General features: G+C 67.7%; 26 protein-coding genes. 12 read left to right on the top strand and 14 right to left on the bottom strand.

Going from position 1 to position 20,996, the window contains the following annotated elements; all coding sequences use genetic code 11:
• Position 1 precedes the first annotated feature (1 nt).
• The 6 genes from murI (at position 2) to GH266_RS05730 (ending at position 7,180) form a co-directional block, all read left to right on the top strand.
• Positions 2-823, top strand: coding sequence for a glutamate racemase (gene murI / locus GH266_RS05755; RefSeq protein WP_158193044.1), 822 nt, complete (start codon positions 2-4; stop codon positions 821-823).
• Positions 824-1,018: 195 nt separating this feature from the next.
• On the top strand, positions 1,019-1,636 hold the full coding sequence (gene rpsD, locus GH266_RS05750) for a 30S ribosomal protein S4 (protein WP_158193043.1): 618 nt from the start codon (positions 1,019-1,021) through the stop codon (positions 1,634-1,636).
• A gap of 161 nt (positions 1,637-1,797) precedes the next feature.
• Complete coding sequence (locus tag GH266_RS05745; RefSeq protein WP_158193042.1) at positions 1,798-2,769, top strand: MBL fold metallo-hydrolase; 972 nt, start codon at positions 1,798-1,800, stop codon at positions 2,767-2,769.
• A gap of 199 nt (positions 2,770-2,968) precedes the next feature.
• Entirely contained in the window at positions 2,969-4,765 is a 1,797-nt protein-coding gene (locus GH266_RS05740; RefSeq protein WP_158193041.1) for a diguanylate cyclase, read from the top strand.
• Between the two features lie 112 nt (positions 4,766-4,877).
• Complete coding sequence (ttcA, locus tag GH266_RS05735; RefSeq protein WP_158193040.1) at positions 4,878-5,810, top strand: tRNA 2-thiocytidine(32) synthetase TtcA; 933 nt, start codon at positions 4,878-4,880, stop codon at positions 5,808-5,810.
• A gap of 101 nt (positions 5,811-5,911) precedes the next feature.
• Positions 5,912-7,180: an Hsp70 family protein gene (locus GH266_RS05730; RefSeq protein ID WP_158193039.1), complete on the top strand. Its 1,269-nt coding sequence runs from the start codon at positions 5,912-5,914 to the stop codon at positions 7,178-7,180.
• 15 nt (positions 7,181-7,195) lie between these two features.
• Here GH266_RS05730 and GH266_RS05725 read toward each other — a convergent pair whose 3' ends face one another.
• From GH266_RS05725 to purL, 4 genes are all read right to left on the bottom strand, one after another.
• The gene (locus tag GH266_RS05725; protein ID WP_158193038.1) at positions 7,196-7,480 is read right to left on the bottom strand and encodes an antitermination protein; all 285 of its coding nucleotides are present in this window, start codon (positions 7,478-7,480) and stop codon (positions 7,196-7,198) included.
• A 199-nt stretch (positions 7,481-7,679) separates the two neighbouring features.
• Positions 7,680-8,012, bottom strand: a complete 333-nt coding sequence (grxD, locus tag GH266_RS05720; RefSeq protein ID WP_158193037.1) for a Grx4 family monothiol glutaredoxin — start codon at positions 8,010-8,012, stop codon at positions 7,680-7,682.
• 69 nt (positions 8,013-8,081) lie between these two features.
• Positions 8,082-8,315 carry a BolA family protein gene (locus tag GH266_RS05715; protein ID WP_067216905.1) on the bottom strand — a complete coding sequence of 78 codons (234 nt, stop codon included), beginning with the start codon at positions 8,313-8,315 and terminating at the stop codon, positions 8,082-8,084.
• Positions 8,316-8,393: 78 nt separating this feature from the next.
• On the bottom strand, positions 8,394-10,592 hold the full coding sequence (gene purL / locus GH266_RS05710) for a phosphoribosylformylglycinamidine synthase subunit PurL (protein WP_158193036.1): 2,199 nt from the start codon (positions 10,590-10,592) through the stop codon (positions 8,394-8,396).
• A gap of 188 nt (positions 10,593-10,780) precedes the next feature.
• Here purL and yegS point away from each other — a divergent pair, with 188 nt between their 5' ends.
• Positions 10,781-11,680, top strand: coding sequence for a lipid kinase YegS (gene yegS, locus GH266_RS05705; RefSeq protein WP_158193035.1), 900 nt, complete (start codon positions 10,781-10,783; stop codon positions 11,678-11,680).
• An 11-nt stretch (positions 11,681-11,691) separates the two neighbouring features.
• On the opposite strand, the gene GH266_RS05700 is transcribed toward yegS, so the two are convergent.
• A complete protein-coding gene (locus GH266_RS05700) occupies positions 11,692-12,231 on the bottom strand; it encodes a peroxiredoxin-like family protein (protein ID WP_158193034.1) in 540 nt (179 codons plus the stop codon).
• A 115-nt stretch (positions 12,232-12,346) separates the two neighbouring features.
• On the opposite strand from GH266_RS05700, the gene GH266_RS05695 reads away from it, so the two are divergent.
• Positions 12,347-13,153: a helix-turn-helix transcriptional regulator gene (locus GH266_RS05695; RefSeq protein ID WP_158193033.1), complete on the top strand. Its 807-nt coding sequence runs from the start codon at positions 12,347-12,349 to the stop codon at positions 13,151-13,153.
• Here the strand turns inward: GH266_RS05695 and GH266_RS05690 are convergent.
• From GH266_RS05690 to purS, 4 genes are read right to left on the bottom strand one after another with little or no spacing between them, the layout of a single operon-like run.
• A complete protein-coding gene (locus GH266_RS05690) occupies positions 13,123-13,383 on the bottom strand; it encodes a DUF2164 domain-containing protein (protein ID WP_158193032.1) in 261 nt (86 codons plus the stop codon). The genes GH266_RS05695 and GH266_RS05690 overlap by 31 nt on opposite strands.
• Positions 13,384-13,414: 31 nt before the next feature.
• Positions 13,415-14,089 (bottom strand): phosphoribosylformylglycinamidine synthase subunit PurQ, encoded by a 675-nt coding sequence (gene purQ / locus GH266_RS05685; protein WP_158193031.1) that lies wholly within the window; start codon positions 14,087-14,089, stop codon positions 13,415-13,417.
• 38 nt (positions 14,090-14,127) lie between these two features.
• Entirely contained in the window at positions 14,128-14,235 is a 108-nt protein-coding gene (locus tag GH266_RS23440) for a phosphoribosylformylglycinamidine synthase-associated small membrane protein (RefSeq protein WP_199270451.1), read from the bottom strand.
• Positions 14,236-14,279: 44 nt separating this feature from the next.
• Entirely contained in the window at positions 14,280-14,519 is a 240-nt protein-coding gene (purS, locus tag GH266_RS05680) for a phosphoribosylformylglycinamidine synthase subunit PurS (protein WP_158193030.1), read from the bottom strand.
• 243 nt (positions 14,520-14,762) lie between these two features.
• Between purS and GH266_RS05675 the strand changes: the two genes are divergently transcribed.
• Positions 14,763-15,527, top strand: coding sequence for an SDR family oxidoreductase (locus GH266_RS05675; protein ID WP_158193029.1), 765 nt, complete (start codon positions 14,763-14,765; stop codon positions 15,525-15,527).
• A gap of 92 nt (positions 15,528-15,619) precedes the next feature.
• On the opposite strand, the gene purC is transcribed toward GH266_RS05675, so the two are convergent.
• Positions 15,620-16,417 carry a phosphoribosylaminoimidazolesuccinocarboxamide synthase gene (purC, locus tag GH266_RS05670; RefSeq protein ID WP_158193028.1) on the bottom strand — a complete coding sequence of 266 codons (798 nt, stop codon included), beginning with the start codon at positions 16,415-16,417 and terminating at the stop codon, positions 15,620-15,622.
• 373 nt (positions 16,418-16,790) lie between these two features.
• Here purC and GH266_RS05665 point away from each other — a divergent pair, with 373 nt between their 5' ends.
• The 3 genes from GH266_RS05665 to GH266_RS05655 all read left to right on the top strand — a co-directional run bounded on the left by GH266_RS05665 (position 16,791) and on the right by GH266_RS05655 (position 18,520).
• Complete coding sequence (locus GH266_RS05665; RefSeq protein WP_158193027.1) at positions 16,791-17,114, top strand: DUF1476 domain-containing protein; 324 nt, start codon at positions 16,791-16,793, stop codon at positions 17,112-17,114.
• A gap of 195 nt (positions 17,115-17,309) precedes the next feature.
• Positions 17,310-18,080 (top strand): HpcH/HpaI aldolase family protein, encoded by a 771-nt coding sequence (locus tag GH266_RS05660; RefSeq protein WP_158193026.1) that lies wholly within the window; start codon positions 17,310-17,312, stop codon positions 18,078-18,080.
• A 224-nt stretch (positions 18,081-18,304) separates the two neighbouring features.
• Positions 18,305-18,520, top strand: coding sequence for a hypothetical protein (locus GH266_RS05655; RefSeq protein ID WP_158193025.1), 216 nt, complete (start codon positions 18,305-18,307; stop codon positions 18,518-18,520).
• A gap of 30 nt (positions 18,521-18,550) precedes the next feature.
• Here the strand turns inward: GH266_RS05655 and GH266_RS05650 are convergent, their stop codons facing one another.
• From GH266_RS05650 to GH266_RS05635, 4 genes are all read right to left on the bottom strand, one after another.
• Positions 18,551-19,228, bottom strand: coding sequence for a hypothetical protein (locus tag GH266_RS05650; RefSeq protein WP_158193024.1), 678 nt, complete (start codon positions 19,226-19,228; stop codon positions 18,551-18,553).
• 243 nt (positions 19,229-19,471) lie between these two features.
• The gene (locus GH266_RS05645; protein ID WP_158193023.1) at positions 19,472-20,032 is read right to left on the bottom strand and encodes an RBBP9/YdeN family alpha/beta hydrolase; all 561 of its coding nucleotides are present in this window, start codon (positions 20,030-20,032) and stop codon (positions 19,472-19,474) included.
• A complete protein-coding gene (locus GH266_RS05640; protein ID WP_158193022.1) occupies positions 20,029-20,667 on the bottom strand; it encodes an ATPase in 639 nt (212 codons plus the stop codon). The genes GH266_RS05645 and GH266_RS05640 overlap by 4 nt, the downstream gene beginning before the upstream one ends.
• Positions 20,657-20,881 (bottom strand): hypothetical protein, encoded by a 225-nt coding sequence (locus GH266_RS05635; protein WP_158193021.1) that lies wholly within the window; start codon positions 20,879-20,881, stop codon positions 20,657-20,659. Before GH266_RS05635 ends, GH266_RS05640 begins: the two co-directional genes overlap by 11 nt.
• Positions 20,882-20,996 lie beyond the last annotated feature (115 nt).

Below are 20,996 nucleotides of genomic sequence, written 5' to 3'. Positions count from 1 at the left end.
CATGGCGGAACCGGCTCCGGTCCTCGTTTTCGACAGCGGCATCGGCGGCATCACGGTCGCCCGCGAGATCCGGCGGCTGATGCCGGGCCTGCCGCTGGTCTATGCGGCGGACGATGCCGGCTTCCCCTATGGCGCCTGGGAGGCGGAGGCGCTCACCCGCCACTGCACCGACGTGGTGGTGCGGCTGGCCGGCGAGTTGCGCCCCGCCGCCGTGGTCATTGCCTGCAACACCGCCTCGACACTGGTCCTGCCGCCCTTGCGGGCTGCTCTCGCCTGTCCCGTCGTCGGCACCGTGCCGGCGATCAAGCCGGCGGCGGAGCGCACGCGCTCGGGTCTCGTCAGCGTGCTGGCGACGCCCGGCACGGTCACGCGCGACTACACGTTCGACCTGATCCGCCGATTCGCGCCGGACGTGGCGATCACCTTGGTCGGCGCGCGCCATCTTGCGGGCCTTGCCGAGGAGGCGCTGCTGCGCGGGCGGCTCGACCGGGCCGCGCTGGCGGCCGAGATCGCGCCCTGTTTCGTGGAAAAAGGCGGCCGGCGGACGGATGTCGTGGTGCTCGCCTGCACGCATTTCCCGCTGCTGGCGCCGCACATGGCGCAGATCGCGCCCTGGCCGGTGGACTGGCTCGACCCGGCACCTGCCATTGCCCGCCGCCTGCGCGACGTGCTGGCCGCGAGCGGGGCATCGACCGGCGAGGGGCGCACCGCCGCGCCCGTGCGGGCGCTGGCCACCTCGGGAGCGGACCTGTCGCCGGTGCTGGAGCTGCTTTCGGCGGAAACGCTGGCGATTTCCACCGTGGAGCCGGCAGCAAGCGTTTGACTCGATGCCGGCTTTGGAGTAGGCATCCTCTCGCTTTGCGGGCCCTGTCGGCCCGCTTTGCATTTCACGCAACCGTGGAACCTCGCGCCGGCGCTGTTGGCCGGGGGTCCTGTCGCCTGATCTTCCGATTGCGGGAGATGAGGAGAGGAGGTCGCGTTTCCTTGCAAGACTGCAAACACAACGAGGGAACCGCGCATGTCGAAGCGCCATGGTGTAAAGTACAAGATTGACCGCCGGATGGGCGAAAACATCTGGGGTCGTCCGAAGTCTCCGGCCAACCGCCGCGAGTACGGCCCGGGCCAGCACGGCCAGCGCCGCAAGGGCAAGCTCTCCGACTTCGGCGTGCAGCTGCGCGCCAAGCAGAAGCTCAAGGGCTACTACGGCAACATCTCCGAGAAGCAGTTCCACAAGATCTACGTGGAAGCCTCGCGGATGAAGGGCGACACGTCGGAGAACCTGATCGGCCTGCTCGAGCGTCGTCTCGATGCGGTGATCTACCGCGCGAAGTTCGTCCCGACCGTCTTCGCTGCCCGCCAGTTCATCAACCACGGTCACGTCAAGGTCAACGGCCGCCGCGTCAACATCGCGAGCTACCGCTGCAACCCGGGCGACCTGATCGAGGTTCGCGAGAAGTCGCGTCAGCTCGTCACCGTGCTCGAAGCAGTCCAGCTGGCCGAGCGCGACGTGCCGGACTACGTCACCGCCGACCACAGCAAGATGACCGCGACCTTCTCGCGCGTCCCGACGCTGACCGACGTGCCGTATCCGGTCCAGATGGAGCCGAACCTCATCGTCGAGTTCTACTCGCGTTGATTTTTTGACAAGGACCGCCAGGCCTTGGAAGGGGCGCGCCATCGGCGCGCCCTTTTGCTTTTTGGCGCCGCGTTGTCCGTCCCCCGGCATCCCCCCACCGCTTTCGGCTTTTCATATTCGTGCGTTCGAATATGATGGTCCAGATAAAGGGAGGATGCGCCGTGAGCTTTTCGAGACGTGCATTTCTGGGCGGCGGACTGGCCGCGCCCGTGACGCTTCGCGCCGGGCAGGTGCTGACCGGTGCCGGACTGGCCCTGCCGCTGGCTGCCACACGCGCCCGCGCCGAGCCGAAGGCGCATTCCTTCCAGCTCGGCGAGACCGAGATCATCGTGCTCAGCGATGGCGGGCTGTCGCTGCCGGCCTCCACGCTCGCCGCCAATGTGCCGGACGCGGAACGCGCGGCCTTTCTGGAGGCGAACGGCCATGACCCCGTCACCCGGGCGAGCGCGCTCAACATCACCTTGATCCGCCGGGGCGATGCCCTTGTGCTGGTCGACACGGGCGCGGGTATGAACTTCTTCGAGACCGCCGGCCAGCTCGCCGACAGCTTCAAGGAGGCGGGCATCGACCGCGAGGCGGTGACGCATGTGGCGCTGACCCATGCCCATCCCGATCACGTATGGGGCATCATTGACGATTTCGACGAGAGCGAGCGCTTTCCCAATGCCGCCTATCTGATCGGCTCTGCGGAGTGGGACTTCTGGATGGATCCCGGCTTCGTCGCGAACAATCCCGAAGCGCTGCATTCCTTCGCGCTCGGCGCGCAGCGCAATCTGGGTGCTGTTGCGGAAAAGACCGAGCGCGTCGGCGCGGACCACGCGGTGGTGCCGGGCGTGACGATGATCGCAACGCCCGGCCATACGCCGGGGCACATGTCCGTGCTGGTGGAGGATGGCGGCGAGCAGCTCCTGGTGCTGGGCGATGCCTTGACGCATCCGTCCGTCTCCTTCGCAAAGCCCGACTGGCAGCCGAGCACCGACCAGCAGCCGGAGATCGCGGCCGCGACGCGGCGGCAGCTGCTCGACCGGGCGGCGACCGACGGCCTGATGCTGATCGGCTACCATCTGCCCTGGCCCGGTGTCGGCCGGGCGGAGGCGAAGGACGGCGCCTGGCGCTACGTTCCGGCCTCGTGAGGCGCGCGGGCCGGGGCGCCCTGGGCTGCTCCGGCCTGTGATCTTTCTGCCGCGCGCCCGGATAAAAGCCGGGCGATTGTTGCCGAAACGGCGATAATCGGTCGGGCGAAACCTCTTGTTGGTTTTTCGGATAGCTTGCGGGTGCTAAACGGCCGGAAGGATAACAGCGCGAACAAGCGCGAATGCCTTCGGAACGCCCATGAAGATCAGCACCATCACCAATCTGGCCTATGCGGTGACTGTCCTGCTCACCGCCCTGTCCGGCCTTGCCTTCATCCTGTCCGACCGCATGGCCGCGGCCGAGCGGCAGTCGGTGGAAGTGCATCTGGCGCTGAACGATCTCGGTGCGCAGCTGGAGGTCGACGCCGAGCTGCGCACCGACGAGGCGCGGCTGTACGTGATGCGCGGCGATCCGGCGCATCTGGCGGTCTTCGAGCGGGTGAACGACGAGGAGCACCGGCTGGAGGAGATGGCGCGCCGGGCCGAGGCCATCGGGGCGAGCGGCGAGGAACTGGCGCTGCTCAAGCGGATCACGGCGACGGTCGACCGGCTGGAGGAGATCGAGACCGGTGCCGTCGAGACCTATCGTTCGGGCAATGTGCAGGCCGCGCGCGATGCGCTGTTCGGCGACGAGCACTACGGCCAGCATGTGCGCCTGGTCGCCGATGTCGAGCGCTTCCGCACCATGGTCGACCAGCGCACGGGCCTGGAGCTGCAGCGGGCGCAGATCCGGGCCGACTGGCTCGGCCTGATCGCCCGCATCCTGCTGGCGCTGACCGCGGTCGTCTTCCTCGCGGTGCTCTACTTCGTGCTGCGCCGCCGGGTCTCCGTGCCGCTCACCCAGATGGCGGGCATCGTCAAGCGGCTTGCGACCCAGGACTTCGCCGTCGAGGTGCCGCATGACGGGCGCCGCGACGAGATCGGCGAGCTGACGGCGGCGATCCGCGTCTTCCGCGAGAACGGGCTGGAGCGCGAGCGGCTGGATGCCGAGCGGCGGCGCGACCTGAAGATGAAGGACCTGATCCTGCAGATGATGCGCCGGATGCAGGCTTGCCAGAAGGTGCCGGAGATCGCCGAGGTGGTTGGACGCTTCTCGCCGCAGATCTTTCCCGAACTCGGCGGCGCGCTGTTCTTGCGCAACGAGGCGAATACGGAACTGTCGCGGCTTGGCTCCTGGAAGCTGCCGGAGGAGGCAGCCGCGAGCTTCGATCCGCAGGAATGCTGGGGCCTGCGCCGCGGCCAGCCGCACCACAGCACCAGCGAGCGCGAGGATGTCGACTGCCAGCACCTGGCGCAGGCGTCCGACTCCGTCCTGTGCATACCCTTGAGCGCCCATGGCGACACGCTCGGTGTGCTCTCCTTCGCCGACCTGTCGGGCAATCGCGAGGTGATCCGCGACTATCAGGCCTATCTCGGCATGATCGGCGAGAATGTCGCGCTGGCGGTGGCCAACCTGCAGCTGCGCGAGCGCCTGACCCGGCTGGCGGTGCGCGATCCGCTGACCGGCCTGCTCAACCGCCGGTCCCTCGACGAGGCGCTGGCGGGCTGGGCGCGCGCGGACGGAGAGCCGGAGCTGACCTGCTTCGTGATCGATATCGATCACTTCAAGCGCTTCAACGACGAGTTCGGCCACGATGCGGGCGATACGGTGCTGCAGACCGTGGGCGGCATCCTCACCGATATCGTCGGCGAGCGCGGCGTGTGCTACCGCTTCGGCGGCGAGGAGTTCGCGGTGCTGCTGCCGCAGGTCTCGCCGGAGGAGGCTTACCGGATCGCCGAGCATATCCGCACGCGCATGGCGACGATGACGCTCTCCCATGCGGGGCGGATCCTCGGCACCGTCACCGTGTCCATCGGCATTGCCGACAATCGCGGCGGCAAGAGCGTTGGCACGGTGCGCAGCCGTGCCGATGCCGCCCTGTTCGCGGCCAAGGCGTCGGGCCGCAACCAGACCCTCGGCGACGAGAGTGCGGCCCCGCCCGCCGGCGAGGCCTGAAGCGCCGCCCGAGAGGTGGGCGCGGCTTTCCGCTTGGCGCGGGCGGCGCGAGGCGTTATTGCAGCGGGACCACCGAAACGAGAATGACAGCCAGCCGGGGCACGCGCGAGCCATGACCGACCTTGCCGACACTGTGGAGAGCGACGTTCCCGCGCTCTATCGCAATGCGCCGTCCTCGGTCGGCTTCAAGAAGCTGCGCAAGCGGCTGCTGCGCGAAACGCGCGAGACCATCGCCCGCCACGCGATGGTGGAGGCGAGCGGAGAGCGGCCGCGCTGGCTCGTCTGCCTGTCCGGCGGCAAGGACAGCTACACGCTGCTCGCCGTCCTGCTGGAGCTGCAGTGGCGCGGGCTGCTGCCGGTCGACCTGCTCGCCTGCAATCTCGACCAGGGCCAGCCGGGCTTCCCCTCGCATATCCTGCCCCAGTTCCTGACAGACAACGGCATCCCGCACCGGATCGTGCGGCAGGACACCTATTCCATCGTCACCTCGAAGATCCCGGAAGGGCGCACCTATTGCTCGCTCTGCTCGCGGCTGCGCCGGGGCCTGCTCTACCGCACGGCGCGGGAGGAGGGGTGCCAGGCGGTGGTGCTGGGCCACCACCGCGAGGATGCGCTGGAGACCCTGTTCATGAACCTCTTCCATGGCGGGCGGCTGTCGTCCATGCCGGCGAAGCTGGTCAACGACGAGGGCGACCTGATGGTCCTGCGGCCGCTGATCGCCTGCGCGGAGGATGATATCGCGCGCTTTGCCCGCGCCATGGAGTTCCCGATCATCCCGTGCGACCTGTGCGGCAGCCAGGACGGGCTGCAGCGCGCCGAGGTGAAGCGCATGCTGCAGGGCTGGGAGAAGGAGAGCCCCGGCCGCCTCGCCACCATGGCGAAGGCGCTGACGCAGGTCCGCCCCTCGCATCTGCATGACATCCAGCTGTTCGATTTCGCCGGTATACGTCCAGGTGCTGCCGATGCGGCAGCGCCGGGCGGCGAGGCGGAGGAGCCTTGCGCTGCCGGCCTTGCCATGACGCGGACGCTGTTCGCCGCCGAATAACCGCCCCTTCCAGACCGCTGCCCGCGCCGGGAGGACCGCCTCCCGGCCGCGGCCGTTTTTGTTTTGCGCCCGCCGCGGCGCGACCTGACCCGGATCCGACCATGACCAGCCTTCGCCCCTGCGGCATCGACTTCGGCACTTCCAACTCCACCGCCTCGCTGCTCCAGGGGGACGGCACGGCGCGGCTGCTGCCGCTGGAGGGGGAGAGCGTCGTCCTGCCGAGCACGATCTTCTTTTCCTTCGAGGATTCGCATGTGCGCTTCGGCCGCGATGCGGTCGCCACCTATGTGGAAGGCATCGAGGGGCGCTTGATGCGGGCGCTGAAGAGCGTCCTCGGCTCCAGCACCATGTCCGAGAAGACGACGATCCGGGCGCAGCGCTGGACCTTCGGCGAGATCATCGGCCTCTACCTGTCGCAGGTGAAGCACCGGGCCGAGCAGGCCGCCGGTCACGCCTTCGAGGAGGTGGTGCTGGGCCGCCCCGTGCGTTTCGTCGACGAGAACGACGAGGCCGACCGGCGGGCCGAGGCGGAGCTGGAAGCGATTGCCCGCAAGGCCGGCTTTTCCTCCGTCGCCTTCCAGTTCGAGCCGATTGCCGCCGCGCTCGACTACGAACGCGCGGTGAGCCGCGAGGAACTGGCGGTGATCGTCGACCTTGGCGGCGGCACCTCGGATTTCGCGGTGGTGCGCGTGTCGCCGGAGCGGCGGGCGAAGACGGACCGGCGCGAGGACATTCTCGCCAGCACCGGCATCCATATCGGCGGCACGGATTTCGACCGGCTGCTCAGCCTTTCCCGGGTGATGCCGGAGCTCGGCTACCGTACGCCCTCGCGCGATCCGCGCCGCGACCTGCCGAACTGGGCCTATTTCGAGCTCGCCACGTGGCACCGGATCAACTTCCTCTACGCCCCGCAGATCGACACGCGGCTGAAGGACCTGCGGCAGGATGCGGCCCGGCCGGAGCTGGTCGACCGGCTGATGTCGGTGGTGTCGGAGCGGCAGGGCCATGCGCTGGCCGGCGCCGTCGAGGCGGCGAAGATCGCCTTGTCGCACGAGGAGCTCTACCGCCTTGCGTTTCCGCTGCGCGGCGGCGCGCTCGATGTCGACGTGTCGCGCTCCGACCTGATCGAGGCCATCGGCCAGGCGGTCGCGGGCGTGGAAGGGGCGCTGTCGGCCTGTCTGGCGGATGCGGGCGTTGCGGCGGGGGAGATCTCGTCGGTGTTCCTGACCGGCGGCTCGGCCTCCGTGCCCTTCGTGCGGCAGCGGCTGACCGGCCTGCTGCCGGGCGCAAGGGTGGTGCAGGGCGACGTCTTCGGCAGCGTCGGGGCGGGACTTGCCCTCGACGCTGCGCGGAAATACGGATCGGGCTGAGCTGCGGGGAAGCGGCTACGATCCGTTGCTGGCCATGGTCAGCCCGCGGTCGAAGCCGGCGGGCTGGTTGCGCACCAGGATGACGAGGGCGGCGGAGGCTTCCGCCGCGCCCTTTGCCGCAAGCCCGCCATGGGCGCGGCAGGTGTCGGCGTCGCTGAGACCGCTGGCGGACGGGGCGAAGACGGTGAGGTTGACGCAGGAGATGCGGCGGAGCCCTGCATCCGATTCCTGCGCTACGGTCGCAAGACCGAGGCCCAGGCTGAGGGCAATACCGGCAACGGCAAGCTTTGCGATCCGCATCTGTCGTTCCTTTCGGTGACGGGAACCCCTGTACAACCGAGGACTAGCACCCTTTCACTGATCCTAGCCTGAAATGCGTGTTCATCTGGCATTCATCGTGAGTGATTCGGCAAATTTTGCCTAGTCGACAAATTTTGCAAAAAGAAAGGGCGAATCGACTTCGATCCGCCCTTTATTAACCATTTATTAACTTGTTTGATCAGGCCGACTGGCGGGTCGAGATGCCCTTTTCAGCGAAATGCGACTGCAGTTCCTGGTTCTGGAACATCTCGCGCACGATGTCGCAGCCGCCGACGAACTCGCCCTTTACGTAGAGCTGCGGGATGGTCGGCCACTGGGAGAACTCCTTGATCCCCTGGCGCAGCTCGTCGTCTTCCAGCACGTTGATGCCCTTGTAGGGCACGCCGACGTAGTCGAGGATCTGCACCACCTGACCGGAGAACCCGCACTGCGGGAAGGTCGGGGTTCCCTTCATGAACAGCACGACATCGTTGGTGTCGACTTCGTTCTTGATCCACTGCTGAATGCTCATGTCACTGTCCTTTCGTTCTGCCGGGTCAAGGTCCGGCGACCGTGGATTGCCCGGTGCCCTGGTTGCGGATCACTCGGGAGCGCTGGTCTGCAGGGCGAGCGCGTGCAGCTCCCCGCCCATGTTGCCCTTGAGCGCCTGGTAGACCATCTGGTGCTGCTGCACCCGGGTCTTGCCCTGGAATGCCGAGGAGATCACCACCGCGGCGTAATGGTCGCCGTCGCCGGCGAGATCGCGGATTTCAACCTGCGCATCGGGCAAGGCTTCCTTGATGAGAGCCTCGATCTCGCGCGCCTGCATTGCCATTGCGTTCCGTCCTTCCCTCTCCGGGGCGGCCCTTGCCGGCGGCCTGCCCCGATGCCCTGAAAGTTTGAGGACGAGCGCTCAGGCGCCCGTCATGTACTGCGGGAACCAAGTCTCGTGGGTCTCGCGCAGCTTTGCAACGGATATGGTGAGGATGTCCTCAACCGTCAAATCGCTGCCTTCGACCCGGCCGATCTCGACGATCTCGAGACCTTCATCCAGCGCGTCCTCCAGCACGGAGGCGGCCTCGTCGGCGCTGAACGTCAGCACGTAGCGGCCCTGGTCCTCGCCGAAGAGCGCGGCATGGGCCGGGGCGGGCACCTTGACCCGCGCGCCCTTAGCCCCTGCCATGGCCATCTCGGCCAGCGCCACGGCAAGGCCGCCGGAGGAGATGTCGTGGACGGCGGTGACGCGGCCCGAGCGGATCAGCTCGCGCACGAAGTCGCCGCGGCGGCGCTCTGCGGCCAGATCCACCGGGGGCGGTGCGCCTTCCTCGCGGCCCAGGATATCGCGCAGATAGGCGCTCTGGCCCAGATGCGTGCCGTGGCCGCCGATCACCGCGATCACGTCGCCCTCGCTCGCGAAGGCCGCGGCGGCGCGGCGGGCAAGGTCGGGCAGCAGGCCGACGCCGCCGATGGCCGGGGTCGGCAGGATGCCCTCGCCGCTGGTCTCGTTGTAGAGCGAGACGTTGCCCGAGACGATGGGGAAGTCGAGCTCGCGGCAGGCTTCGCCGATGCCCTTGATGGCCCCGACCAGCTGCCCCATGATCTCGGGCCGCTCTGGATTGCCGAAGTTCAGGTTGTCGGTCGCGGCCAGCGGCTCGGCGCCGACGGCCGTCAGGTTGCGCCAGCATTCTGCGATGGCCTGCTTGCCGCCCTCGAAGGGATCCGCCTCCACGTAGCGCGGCGTCACGTCGACGGTGAAGGCCAGCGCCTTGCCCTCGGTGCCGACGCGGATGATGCCGGCATCGCCCCCCGGAGAGGCGAGTGTGTTGCCCTGCACCAGCGTGTCGTACTGCTCGTAGACCCAGCGGCGCGAGGCGCCGTTGGCATTGCCGATGAGCGTCAAGAGGGCGGCGGCATAGTCGTCCGGCTCGGCGATGGTGCCGGCGGCCAGCGTCTCGCGCTTGGGGCTTTCGATCCACGGGCGGTCATATTCCGGCGCCTCGTCGCCCAGCTCCTTGATCGGCAGGTCGGCGACGGTCTCGCCCTGGTGGTTGACGATGAAGCGCAGCGTGTCGGTGGTCACGCCGACGATGGCGAAATCCAGCCCCCACTTGCGGAAGATGGCCTTGGCCTCGTCTTCCTTCTCGGGCTTCAGCACCATGAGCATGCGCTCCTGGCTCTCCGACAGCATCATCTCGTAGGCGGTCATGCGCTCCTCGCGCACCGGCACCGCGTCGAGATCGAGCGTGATGCCGAGATTGCCCTTGGCGCCCATTTCCACGGCCGAGCAGGTCAGGCCGGCCGCGCCCATGTCCTGGATCGCGACGACCGCGCCGGTCGTCATCAGCTCCAGGCAGGCTTCCAGCAGGCACTTCTCGGTGAAGGGATCGCCGACCTGCACGGTCGGGCGCTTCTCCTCGATGGTCTCGTCGAACTCCGCCGAGGCCATGGTGGCGCCGCCGACGCCGTCGCGGCCCGTCTTGGCGCCGAGATAGACGACCGGCAGGCCGACGCCCTCGGCCTTGGACAGGAAGATGCCGTCGGCGCGGGCGATGCCGGCGGCGAAGGCGTTGACCAGGCAGTTGCCGTTGTAGCGGGCGTGGAACTCGACCTCGCCGCCGACGGTCGGCACGCCGAAGGAGTTGCCGTAGCCGCCGACGCCGGCAACGACGCCGGAGACCAGGTGCTTCGTGCGCGGATGCTCGGGCGCGCCGAAGCGCAGCGCGTTCATCGCCGCCACGGGCCGTGCGCCCATGGTGAAGACGTCGCGCAGGATGCCGCCGACGCCGGTCGCCGCGCCCTGGTAGGGCTCGATATAGGAGGGGTGGTTATGGCTCTCCATCTTGAAGACCACGACCTCGCCGTCGCCGATATCGACCACGCCGGCATTCTCGCCGGGGCCCTGGATGACGCGGGGCCCGGTGGTCGGCAGGGTCTTCAGCCACTTTTTCGACGACTTGTAGGAACAGTGCTCGTTCCACATGGCCGAGAAGATGCCGAGCTCGGTGAAGGTGGGCTCCCGCCCGATCAAGGCCAGAATGCGCTCGTACTCGTCCGGCTTGAGGCCGTGCGCCTCGACGAGTTCCGGAGTGATGGCGATGTCGTTGGGGATCATGGGGGCCTGCAACCTTTGAAGCGGAAGATGCCGCCCGTTTAGCAAACCGGAGGGCCAAAGGGAATTGTAGACATGCTCCTTCGGCGTTCCCATCTATCACAAGGCTTGCCTTTATGCTCCCGATCGTCGGTCATCCGCTTCCTTCCGCCGCAGCCCCTGCCTCTGCCACACCAGAACGGAACATCCGCATGCGTCGTCTCCTGCTGATCCTGAACGGCAAGTCCTCCCAGCGTGAGGATGTGCGCGAGGCCGTCGAGCGGCTGCGGGCCGAAGGCCACGAGCTGCATGTCAGGGTGACCTATGACGGGGACGACGCGACGCAGTTCGCGCAGGAGGCCGTGCGGCGCGATCCGGGCGAGCGGCCGCAGGTGATCATCGCAGGTGGGGGCGACGGCACGGTGAACCAGGTGGTCGCGGCGGCGCTGGAGGCGGATCCCGCGACCGACTGCGCCTTCGGCGTGTTGCCGCTGGGCACGGCCAACGACTTCGCCACCGGGCTCGGCCTGCCAGTCCAAGACCTCGTCGCCGCGCTGAAGCTCTGCGCCACCGGAACGCCGCGCCCCATCGACGTCGGGCGCATCAACGGGCGGGTCTTCGTCAATGTGGCGAGCGGCGGCTCGGTCACCCGCATCACCCGCGAGACCGATCCGCGTGCCAAGCGCCTGCTGGGCGGTGCCGCCTATCTCATCGCCGGCGCCAGTCGGATCGGCGAGCTGTCGCCGATGCACGCGGTCTTCAAGGCGGACGGGTTTTCCTGGGAGGGCGATTTTATTGCGATGGCCATCGGCAACGGCCGGCTGGCCGGCGGCGGCGTGCCGCTTTGCGCCGATGCACGCATCGACGACGGCCGCCTCGACCTGACGCTGTTTCCCCAACCGGAGGCGGAGCATCTGGTGACGCTCCTGTCCGGCCTGCTGCGCGAGGCCGACAGCCAGTTCGACGGCTATGCCCGCAAGGCGAGCTTCACAAGGCTGACCATCGAGGCCGAGGAGGATCTGGCGATCAACCTCGACGGCGAGCCGATGTCGGCAAGCCGGCTCGACGTTGCGGTCGAGCCGGGCGCCCTGCGCTTCATCACCGGCGAGTAAAAACCCGGTTCTCAGACCGCGGCGGTGTACTCGCCGCGCGCCGGATAGTCGTTCTTGCGCACGAAATCGAGCGCGCCGACCATCTCCTGGAAATGCGGGCGCACGAAGGGCATCGTCTGCACCGAGGCGAAGTAGAGCGTGCCGTCGGTGCGCACCAGGAACACGCCCGGCTCGGAGAACAGCTCCGGCTCCTCGATGCCGATGGAGGTCGTGCCGCGCCCGGCCGAGACATACAGCCCCCAGTCGCGCGCTACCTGCAGCGGCAGGCCGTAGCCGATGCGCAGGGCCTGCGCCCCGATCTTCTCCGCCATCGCCTCTGCCCGCTCCCTATCGTCGGAGGACAGGGCCAGCGTCGTCACGTCGCGCTCGGCAAAGGCCGGGGTCAGGCGCTCCAGCTCCTTCAGATAGGTGGCGCAGATCGGGCAGTGCAGGCCGCGATAGAAGACGACGAGCGTCGCAAAGTCCGGCTTCTCGGCGGCAAGATCGAAGCGGCCGTGGGCGAGCGTCTCCAGCGCGAGCGCGGGAACTGCCTGGCGGGGAAAGAGGGACATGGGCGTCCTTTCGGGAAGCTCTTGGCGGGCGGTCGTCGCCGGCCATCCTTGTTGGCTGTGCCAAGGTAATGTATGAAAGGAAAAGTTCAGTCCGCCTTTCATGATCGAGAGTTCAATGAACGATGCCAGCATGCCGCAAGGGCGGGTCGACCGGCTGTCGGCCCTGATCGACCGGTTCCGCATTTCCGCCTGCGTGCTGGGCACGGCCCTGCCGCAGGGCGAGCCGGCGCATCTTCTGCTGACGGGCGATGGGAACCTTAGCGAGAACGAGCCGCTCGCCCTGCGGCGGCTGGTGTTCCGCGTCGACGGCACGCGCGAGGCCTGCCGGCTGCAAGGGCCGGTGGCGGTGGCGGCAAGGGTCGATCTCGGCGGGCCGGGCTCGCCGCTCGCCACCGCGCTGCCGGAAGAGGTCTGCATCGACCTTGCCGAGGCGCCGGCGCTGGCGGCGGTTGCCGCCGTGCTGCACGAGGAGGTGACCAGTCCGCGCTGCGGCGGCAAGGCCATCGTCGACCGTCTGTGCGAGATCGTGGTGATCCGCTTCCTGCGCCATGCCATCGAGACCGGGCAGGCGCGCGACGGGCTGATCGCCGGGCTCGGCCATCCGCAGATCATGCTGGCGCTGGTCGCCATGCACGAGGCGCCGGAGCGGCGCTGGCGGCTGGAGGACCTGGCGTCGGTCTGCGGCATGTCGCGCACGGCCTTCGCCACCGGCTTCCGCCGGATCGTCGGGCAGACGCCGGGCGCCTATCTGCAGGCCTGGCGGCTATGCCTGGCGCGGCAGGAGATCGAGCGGGGAGGGGTGTTGAAGAGCGTTGCCGGCCGGGTCGGGTTTTCCAGCGCCTCGGCCTTCAGCCGGGCCTATTCGCGCCAGTTCGGCCAGCCGCCGAGCGGTCACGCGCGGGTGGGCTTTTCCAGCACGTAGACCGCGTCCGTCGCCTCTTCCAGGCGGGCGGCAATCGCCGCCTGGGCATCGAAGAGGCCGCGATTGTAGAAGGCGTTGCCGATCTCGGCGGCGATGAAGTCGAGGAAGGCCTCGGTCTCCAGCATGCCGGCCTCGGCGCCCAGCTCGTCGCGCAGGTAATCGCGCAGCCGTCGGGCGAGTTCCGCCTTTTCCTCAGCCTTGAAGGGAGACCCGGAGGCGGAACGGCTCATCGGTTGTCTCCCCTGTCTCGCCGCTTTCAAATCAGGCGGCGGCGAAGGCTCCGCAAATGCTCTCGAAGAAGGCGCGCCCGTCGGTGCTCGCCTGCTGCGCGTCGACGTAGTTTTCCGGGTGCGGCATCATGCCGAGCACGTTGCCCGCTTCGTTGGCGATGCCGGCGATATCGTTGACCGAGCCGTTCGGGTTGGTGCCGTTGGCATAACGGAAGGCGACGCGATCCTCGCCCTCGAGCCGGGCGATGGTCTCGGCATCCGCGAAATAGTTGCCGTCGTGATGGGCGACGGGGCAGCGCCAGGTCTCGCCCTTGCGCATGCCGGCGGTGAAGCGGTTGGCCGTGGAGGCGGTTTCCAGCAGCACTTCGCGGCAGACGAAGGTGAGGCCCGCGTTGCGCATCAGGGCGCCGGGCAGCAGGCCCGCCTCGGTCAGCATCTGGAAGCCGTTGCACACGCCGAGCACCAGGCCGCCGCGCGCGGCGAAGGCGCGGATCGCATCCATCACCGGCGCGCGGGCCGCGATGGCGCCGGAGCGCAGGTAGTCGCCGTAGGAAAAGCCGCCCGGCAGCACGACCAGATCGACATCCGGCAGGCTGGTATCGGCATGCCACACGGCTTCGGGCTTGCGGCCGGAGACCAGCTCCAGCGCATGCATCATGTCGCGCTCGCGATTCGAGCCGGGGAAGGTGACGACGGCGGACTTCATGGCGGGAGGGCTCCCTTTCGGATCACACCAGGATCGGTTCACACCAGGAACAGCGCGGCGGCGAGCGCCAGCGCGGCCGGCAGGGCGATGAAGACCGCTGCCTTGATCAGCAGGAGACGCAGGGCCCTGGCGCTGTCTTCGTCCATGCCGGCCTCCCGCGTCTCGCTGCCCGCGTTGCGGGCGGTCCTCTTCAGAGGATCTCGATGTCGTAGTTCTCGATCACCGTGTTGGCGAGCAGCTTCTCGCACATGGCGGTGAGGTCGGCGCGCGCGGTTTGCGCGTCGCGGCCGCTGATCTCCAGATCGAAGACCTTGCCCTGGCGCACGCTGTCGACGCCGGCGAAGCCGAGCGCGGCAAGGCCACCCTCGATCGCCTTGCCCTGCGGGTCGAGGACGCCGGATTTCAGGGTAACGGTCACGCGTGCTTTCATCGGGGGATGTCTCCGCAAGTCGGCGCCGGCGCGCGTTGGCGTCCGCCGGCTGGGCAGTTGGCCCGCTTCTAGCGCGCTGGCCGCGCGGAAGGAAGGGGCTTTTGTGCGCTTTGCAATGCCTGGACGCGTTTCAGGGGCTTCTGTTCCCGTTCGGGCCCGCGCTTCGCTCAATCTGCTATCGGGTGTCGCCGCGCTCTCTCCCCGCCTACCAAGCCTGCCATTGCAACGGCGATGGAGGGTTTCATGCCGATACTGGAAGACAAGGTCGCGATCATCACCGGGGCGAGCTCCGGGCTGGGAGCCGCGACAGCGCGGCTCTTCGCCGCGGAAGGTTGCGCGGTCGTTCTCGGCGCGCGGCGCCGGGGCGAGTTGGAAGCGGTTGCCGGGGAGATCGAGCGGGCAGGCGGCCGGGCGGCGGTTCTGGCTGGCGACGTGCAGGAGGAGGACTATGCCAGGGCGCTGGTCGATCTGGCGAAGGACCGCTTCGGCGGGCTCGACATCGCCTTCAACAATGCGGGCATGATCGGCCCCATGGCACCGGCGCCGTCCCTGTCGCTCGGTGACTGGAACACGGTGCTCGCCACCAACCTGACCAGCGGGTTCCTGGGGGCGAAGTACCAGATCCCGGCCATGGAGGAGCGCGGCGGCGGCTCGCTGATCTTCACGTCCACGTTTGTCGGCCATACGGCCGGCCTGCCGGGCATGGCGGCCTATGCCGCCAGCAAGGCCGGGCTCGTCGGCCTGACCAAGGTGCTGGCAGCCGAGGTCGGCGCCAAGGGGATCCGGGTCAATGCCATCCTGCCCGGCGGCATCGACACGCCGATGGGGCGCGAGGCCGCTTCGACGCCGGAGGCGCTCGCCTTCGTGGAGAGCCTGCATGCGCTCAAGCGCATCTCCTCGCCTGAGGAGGTCGCCGGGACCGCGCTCTACCTCGCCTCGCCGGCCTCCAGCTTCACCACCGGCACGGCGATGCTGGTCGACGGCGGCGTCTCGATCAACCGCACCTGACCTTTGCCGCAAGGCTTCCCCGAAAAGCCGAAAGCCCCGGCCGTTTCCGGTCGGGGCTTTCCTTGTTACGTCGGGCGCAGCGCGCGGCGATCTTACTTGACGAGCACCGGACCCGTGCCATTCGGCCGGTCGTTGTCGTTGAGGATGCCGAGGCGCCGGGCCACTTCCTGGTAGGCTTCCAGCATACCGCCGAGATCGCGGCGGAAGCGGTCCTTGTCCATCTTCTCGTTGGACTGGATGTCCCACAGGCGGCAGCTGTCCGGCGAGATCTCGTCGGCGACGACGATGCGCATCATGTCGCCTTCCCACAGGCGGCCGCACTCGATCTTGAAGTCGACGAGACGGATGCCGACGCCCAGGAACAGGCCGGTCAGGAAGTCGTTGACGCGGATGGCCAGCGCCATGATGTCGTCCATCTCCTGGGGCGAGCACCAGCCGAAGGCGGTGATGTGCTCCTCGGAGACCATCGGATCGTCGAGCGCGTCGTTCTTGTAATAGAACTCGATGATCGAACGCGGCAGCTGCGTGCCTTCCTCGATGCCGAGCCGCTTGGACAGCGAGCCGGCGGCGACGTTGCGCACCACCACTTCCAGCGGAATGATCTCGACCTCGCGGATGAGCTGCTCGCGCATGTTCATCCGGCGAATGAAGTGGGTCGGGATGCCGATCGCGTTGAGATGGTTGAAGATGTACTCGGAGATCCGGTTGTTCAGGACCCCCTTGCCATCGACAATCTCATGCTTCTTGGCGTTGAAGGCAGTTGCATCATCCTTGAAGTGCTGGATGAGCGTACCGGGTTCCGGGCCCTCATAGAGGATCTTGCCCTTGCCCTCGTAAATGCGCCTGCGGCGGTTCATAGGCACGTACCGTGTTGGAGAAAGAAAATCCATAACTGGCGGAGATGCTCCGGTTGACTGCGGTCCCGTGCCCTTTGTCGGACAGTGTCTCGTTCGGCCGTGGCCGGACCCGGGACGGTCATCGGAAGGGCGCGAGAACGGCAGATGCGCTTTCGACCCCCCGCTCGATGGCGCGGAACCTACACGATCGCCCCGTAAAGTACAATGAAGCCGCTCAAGAGATTTTCCGGCGTTCGGCCCGCTCGCGGGGCGATGTCGGATTGAGCTGGCGGGAAGCGACCGATACGCGTTGATTTGGTGTGTCGCGAAGGATATGCAAGGGCGCATCGGATCCCCATATGATGGCGGCACCGCAACCGATTTCAGCGCCCGAGGGCGCCACCGCTAGAAGGCAGGAGACTGACGCATGAGCACCTTCGACCGTCGCCAGGAGGGCTTTGAATCCAAGTTCGCCCACGACGAGGAGCTGCGCTTCAAGGCGGTGGCCCGCCGCAACAAGCTGCTCGGCCTGTGGGCCGCGGAAAAGCTGGGCCTCGATGCCGACAAGGCCCAGGACTACGCCAAGGAAGTGGTCCGCGCCGATTTCGAGGAGCCGGGCGACGAGGACGTGTTCCGCAAGATCCGCAAGGATTTCGACGATGCCGGCGTCGCCCAGTCGGACCATCAGATCCGCCGGACCATGGACGAGCTGCTGCATCAGGCGGTCGAGCAGATCCAGAACGAAGGCTGAGACGACACGAAGGGGCAGCGCACACGCTGCCCCTTTCGCGTTTCGCACGCGAGGCTCGCCTCCCGAATTGCCCTTTGCAGTTTTAAAAAATCACGGGGCACCTTTGAAAGATCGCGGGCCGCGCCAGGTGCGGGCCGCCGCCCACCGGGCCCGGTTGCGGGTCCTTCCCACCCTGCCATTTCGGAAACCCCCGCCATGACCGCTTCCGCTCCCTCCCTTGCCGCCCGCCTTCGCGCCGACGAGACCGTGATCACCGCCTGGTCGACGCTGGCCGTGCCGGCGATGGCGGAGCTGCTGGGCCGCGCGGGGTATGGTGCGGTGACGCTCGACATGCAGCACGGCGCCCATGATATCGCCTCCATCCGCGAGGGCATTGCGGCCGCGCGCCTCGGCGGTGCCCACGCCGTCGTGCGTCCGCCGGTCGACGACTTCGCCACCGTGAGCCGCGCCTTCGATCTCGGCGCCGAGGCGGTGATCATGCCGATGGTCAACACGGTGGAAGATGCGCTGGCGCTGGTCGGGGCGAGCAAGTTTCCCCCCGTCGGCGTGCGCAGCTGGGGCCCGCACCGCGCGGCCATGCTGCAGGGCCGCACGCCGGCCGAGTATCTCGCCACCGCCAACGATGAGACGGTCGCCTTCGCCATGATCGAGACGCCGGCCGCGCTGGATGCCCTCGACGAGATGCTGGCGGTGGACGGCCTCGACGGCGTCTTCATCGGCCCGGGCGACCTGTCGCTGACCCTGTCGGAGGGGCGCGAACTCGCCCCCAGCAGCGAGAAGGTGCAAACCATCGCCGCCGACGTGGCAAAGCGCGCCCGCGCTGCCGGCAAGATCGCCGGCATCTTCTGCAACAATGCCGAGGATGCGAAGTCGGCGCGCCGGATGGGCTTCCGCTTCATCTCCCACGGCATCGAGATGTCGATGCTGCTGGACGCGGCCAGGGCCAGGCTCGCCGAACTCGACTGACGCCCTTCCGTTTCCGGATTTCTTCGAAAGCGCCGCCCGGCCCCCCGCCGGGCGGCGTTTTCATGCGGGGAACCCCTGATGGGCAATCCCCCCAATGGGCAAACCCCTATGAGGTCGGGTGTCGCATTATTTTCGGGCCATTGAAGATTACGATGGCAGGCGGTGACGGGGCAGCGTTCGCCTTGGAAACGCACGCCCCCGACCCTTGATCGGGAGTGCCTGTCATGTGGAAGCTTGCCGCCGTCCTCTTCATCGTCATCGGCCCGACCATGGCCGGGGTCTTCGCGCTGGTGCCGATGACCTTCTACGGCATCAACGCCTTCGAGCCGTGGCTGCTGGCCGTCTTCGCCGGCGTCGGCCTGCTGCTGGCCGTGCCGGTGGCCCTGCTGGTCGCCCGCCGCCTCGTCGCGGCGATGGGGCCGCGTCCGCGCACCTCGTAACGGCGCGCGTCGCAAGGCCCGGCCAGCGCGTCAGGCGCGGCCGATATAGCTCTTGAGGTCGTTCTGCAGGTTGTCGAGCGGCGGCTTGCCGTTCTTCAGCAGCGGCTTTTTCGCCGGCGCGCAGCCGGGGAAATAGGGCTTGGCCGCATCGCGCGGCAGCGGCTTCAGGACCTTCGCGGTGGCAAGACCGAACACGTCGCCGCGCTTGGTGTCGAGCGTGAAGATGTTCTGGTTGTGGAAGCTGCCGCACTGGAAGCCGGAGGGCGCGTCCTTCATCGTCGGGTTGCGGGTGCCGGGGCCGTAGTCGTAGCAGACCTGCAGAAAGTTCTTGCTGTCGTCCAGCTTCCAGCGCCCTTCCAGGATGCGGGGGTTGCCCGGATACCAGAGCCAGGCGCGGCCGTCCGCGGAGGTGTAGGAGATCTGCGTGCCGTGGCCGGGCATGTAGGAGACATCGGTGCGGTCGGTCATCATCTCCTGCGCATCGGCTTCCGTGTAGCGCGTCAGCCCGCGCAGCCGGTCCTTTTCCACGATGGCACGTGCCGCCGGTGAATCGTTCTCGGTGTTGCCGCAGCTGCTCTGCCGGTCGCGCGCCTGCGCGAACAGCTCCCGCTCCTGCTGCAGCACTTCCTTGCTCGGGCCGCAGCCGGCGAGGACCATCGGAATCGAAATCAGAAGCGCGGCACGCAAAAAGGTCTTGCTGGTTTTCATCGCAATGTCTTTTCCAAAAACGTGAGAATGCACACGGTCATCGGAGGATCCCGCTGCTGTGTGGGAAGGTCCTGCAGCCCGGGCGAGCCTTGCTCGCGTCGATCTCGCCCCGAACCTGTCGTTCCGGGAAAGTTGCATATCAACGGCGGGCGCGCCTGCCAAGCGAGGGGCGGGAGAAACCCTGATGCCCGACGCCGTGTATTGTGACGAACTTCAGACCAGGGGGACGAGCGGCGAGACCCCTCACAGGTCCTTCATCAGATAGGCGAAGGACATCAGGCCTTCCGGCCAGGGGCCGTGGCCGCTTTCCAGGTTGATGTGGCCGGCATCGCCCGCATCCTGGAAATGCGCGCCCCAGTCCCTCGCCATCTGCTCGGCCACCTCATAGGCGCAATAGGGGTCGGTGCGGCTGGCCACCACCCTTGCGCGGAAGGGCAGGGGCCCCTTCGGCACGGCGCGGAACTGGGCGGCGTCGAAGGCGGGCTTCGGCTCGGCGCGGTTCAGGTCCGTCGGCGCCACCAGGAAGGCGGCCTTGATCTTGTCCGTGTCGAGCCCGTGGCCGTGCGCGGCGTGCACCGCGGTGATCGAGCCGAGCGAATGGCCGACCAGCACCACCGGGCGCTCGGCGGCGGCGACCGCCTCCCTCAAGGCGTCGATCCACTCCTTCAGCACGGGCTGGAACCAGTTGCGCTGGGCGATGATGCGCGCCGTCGGCATCTTCTCGCACCAGCGGTGCATCCAGTGGCCGGCCGGCGTGTCGCCGTAGCCGGGCAGCAGCAGGATATCGGTCTCGGCGATCTTCATGGCTTTGCTTGTCTGGCCTTGTATTGACTGAGTGCGGTTTCCGCCCAGCTGGGCAGCGGGTGTTGGATGCCGAAGCTTGTCAGCCTGTCTTCGGCCAGTTTTATCGTGGCGACCGCGTGCATGGTCGCGCGGGAATTGTCGAACAGGACACTGTGGTCGGCCAGTTCCATTGCCTGCGGCAGCAGGGTCAAGGTCCGTCGGTAGCGGTTCACGACCTTGTCGGTTTCGATGTCGTGCCCGCCGTCTTTCACCCTCTTCGCCACACGGGCGACATTGAGGCGCGGACTGTCCGTTGCCACGAACAGAAGGCGGATGAAATACCCCGCCGTCCTGGCGTCCCGCATAAAGTCGAGCTTGCTTTCGTGGGAGAAGACGGTCTCGAACGAAAAGTCGCGCCCGCCGGTCAGGCAGGCCCGGCGTTGACGTTCGGCTTCGTGAAAGGCCCACATCTCGCGTTCGCGGCGGCTGGAGAGTTCGGGAGCGAGGGTGTGCCAACTGGCCTGGATATCGTCGGCGTTGATATAGTCTCCCAGATCGTATCCGTCGGCGACGAACTGGTTCCGGAGAGTTGTCTTGCCTGAGCCGTTGGGGCCGGCAAAGATGGTCAGAACCGGCGGTGCCGGGTCACCCGACATTCGGAAGCTTCAGCTTCTTCACGGAAGCGCGCTCTCCGCCCCGCTTCGCGGCGGAAGGGGGAGCGCTGGACGGGTCGATCTCGACGACACGGCCGTCGCGCAGCACCGGCAAGGTGCCCTTGGTGTCGGCTGCGTGCCGGCGCACCGTTTCGCTCGCGCGGCGGGCTACGCCGTCGAGCGCGTCGAGGCTGAAAGGATCCGGTGTTTTCGCCATGTCGAAGATCAGTATGCCCTTGATCCGATTGAGGACAGGTTGACGCCTGCCCTCAATCCGAATCTAGGCCGCAGCGGGCGGGAAGGCAATACCGGCGCCGGTCCCCGCCCGCAGC

Source organism: Stappia indica (genome assembly GCF_009789575.1).
In the GTDB taxonomy this organism is placed as follows: domain Bacteria; phylum Pseudomonadota; class Alphaproteobacteria; order Rhizobiales; family Stappiaceae; genus Stappia; species Stappia indica_A.
The sequence above is the reverse complement of the archived record's forward strand: the minus strand, read 5'-3'. Positions and strand labels throughout refer to the sequence as shown.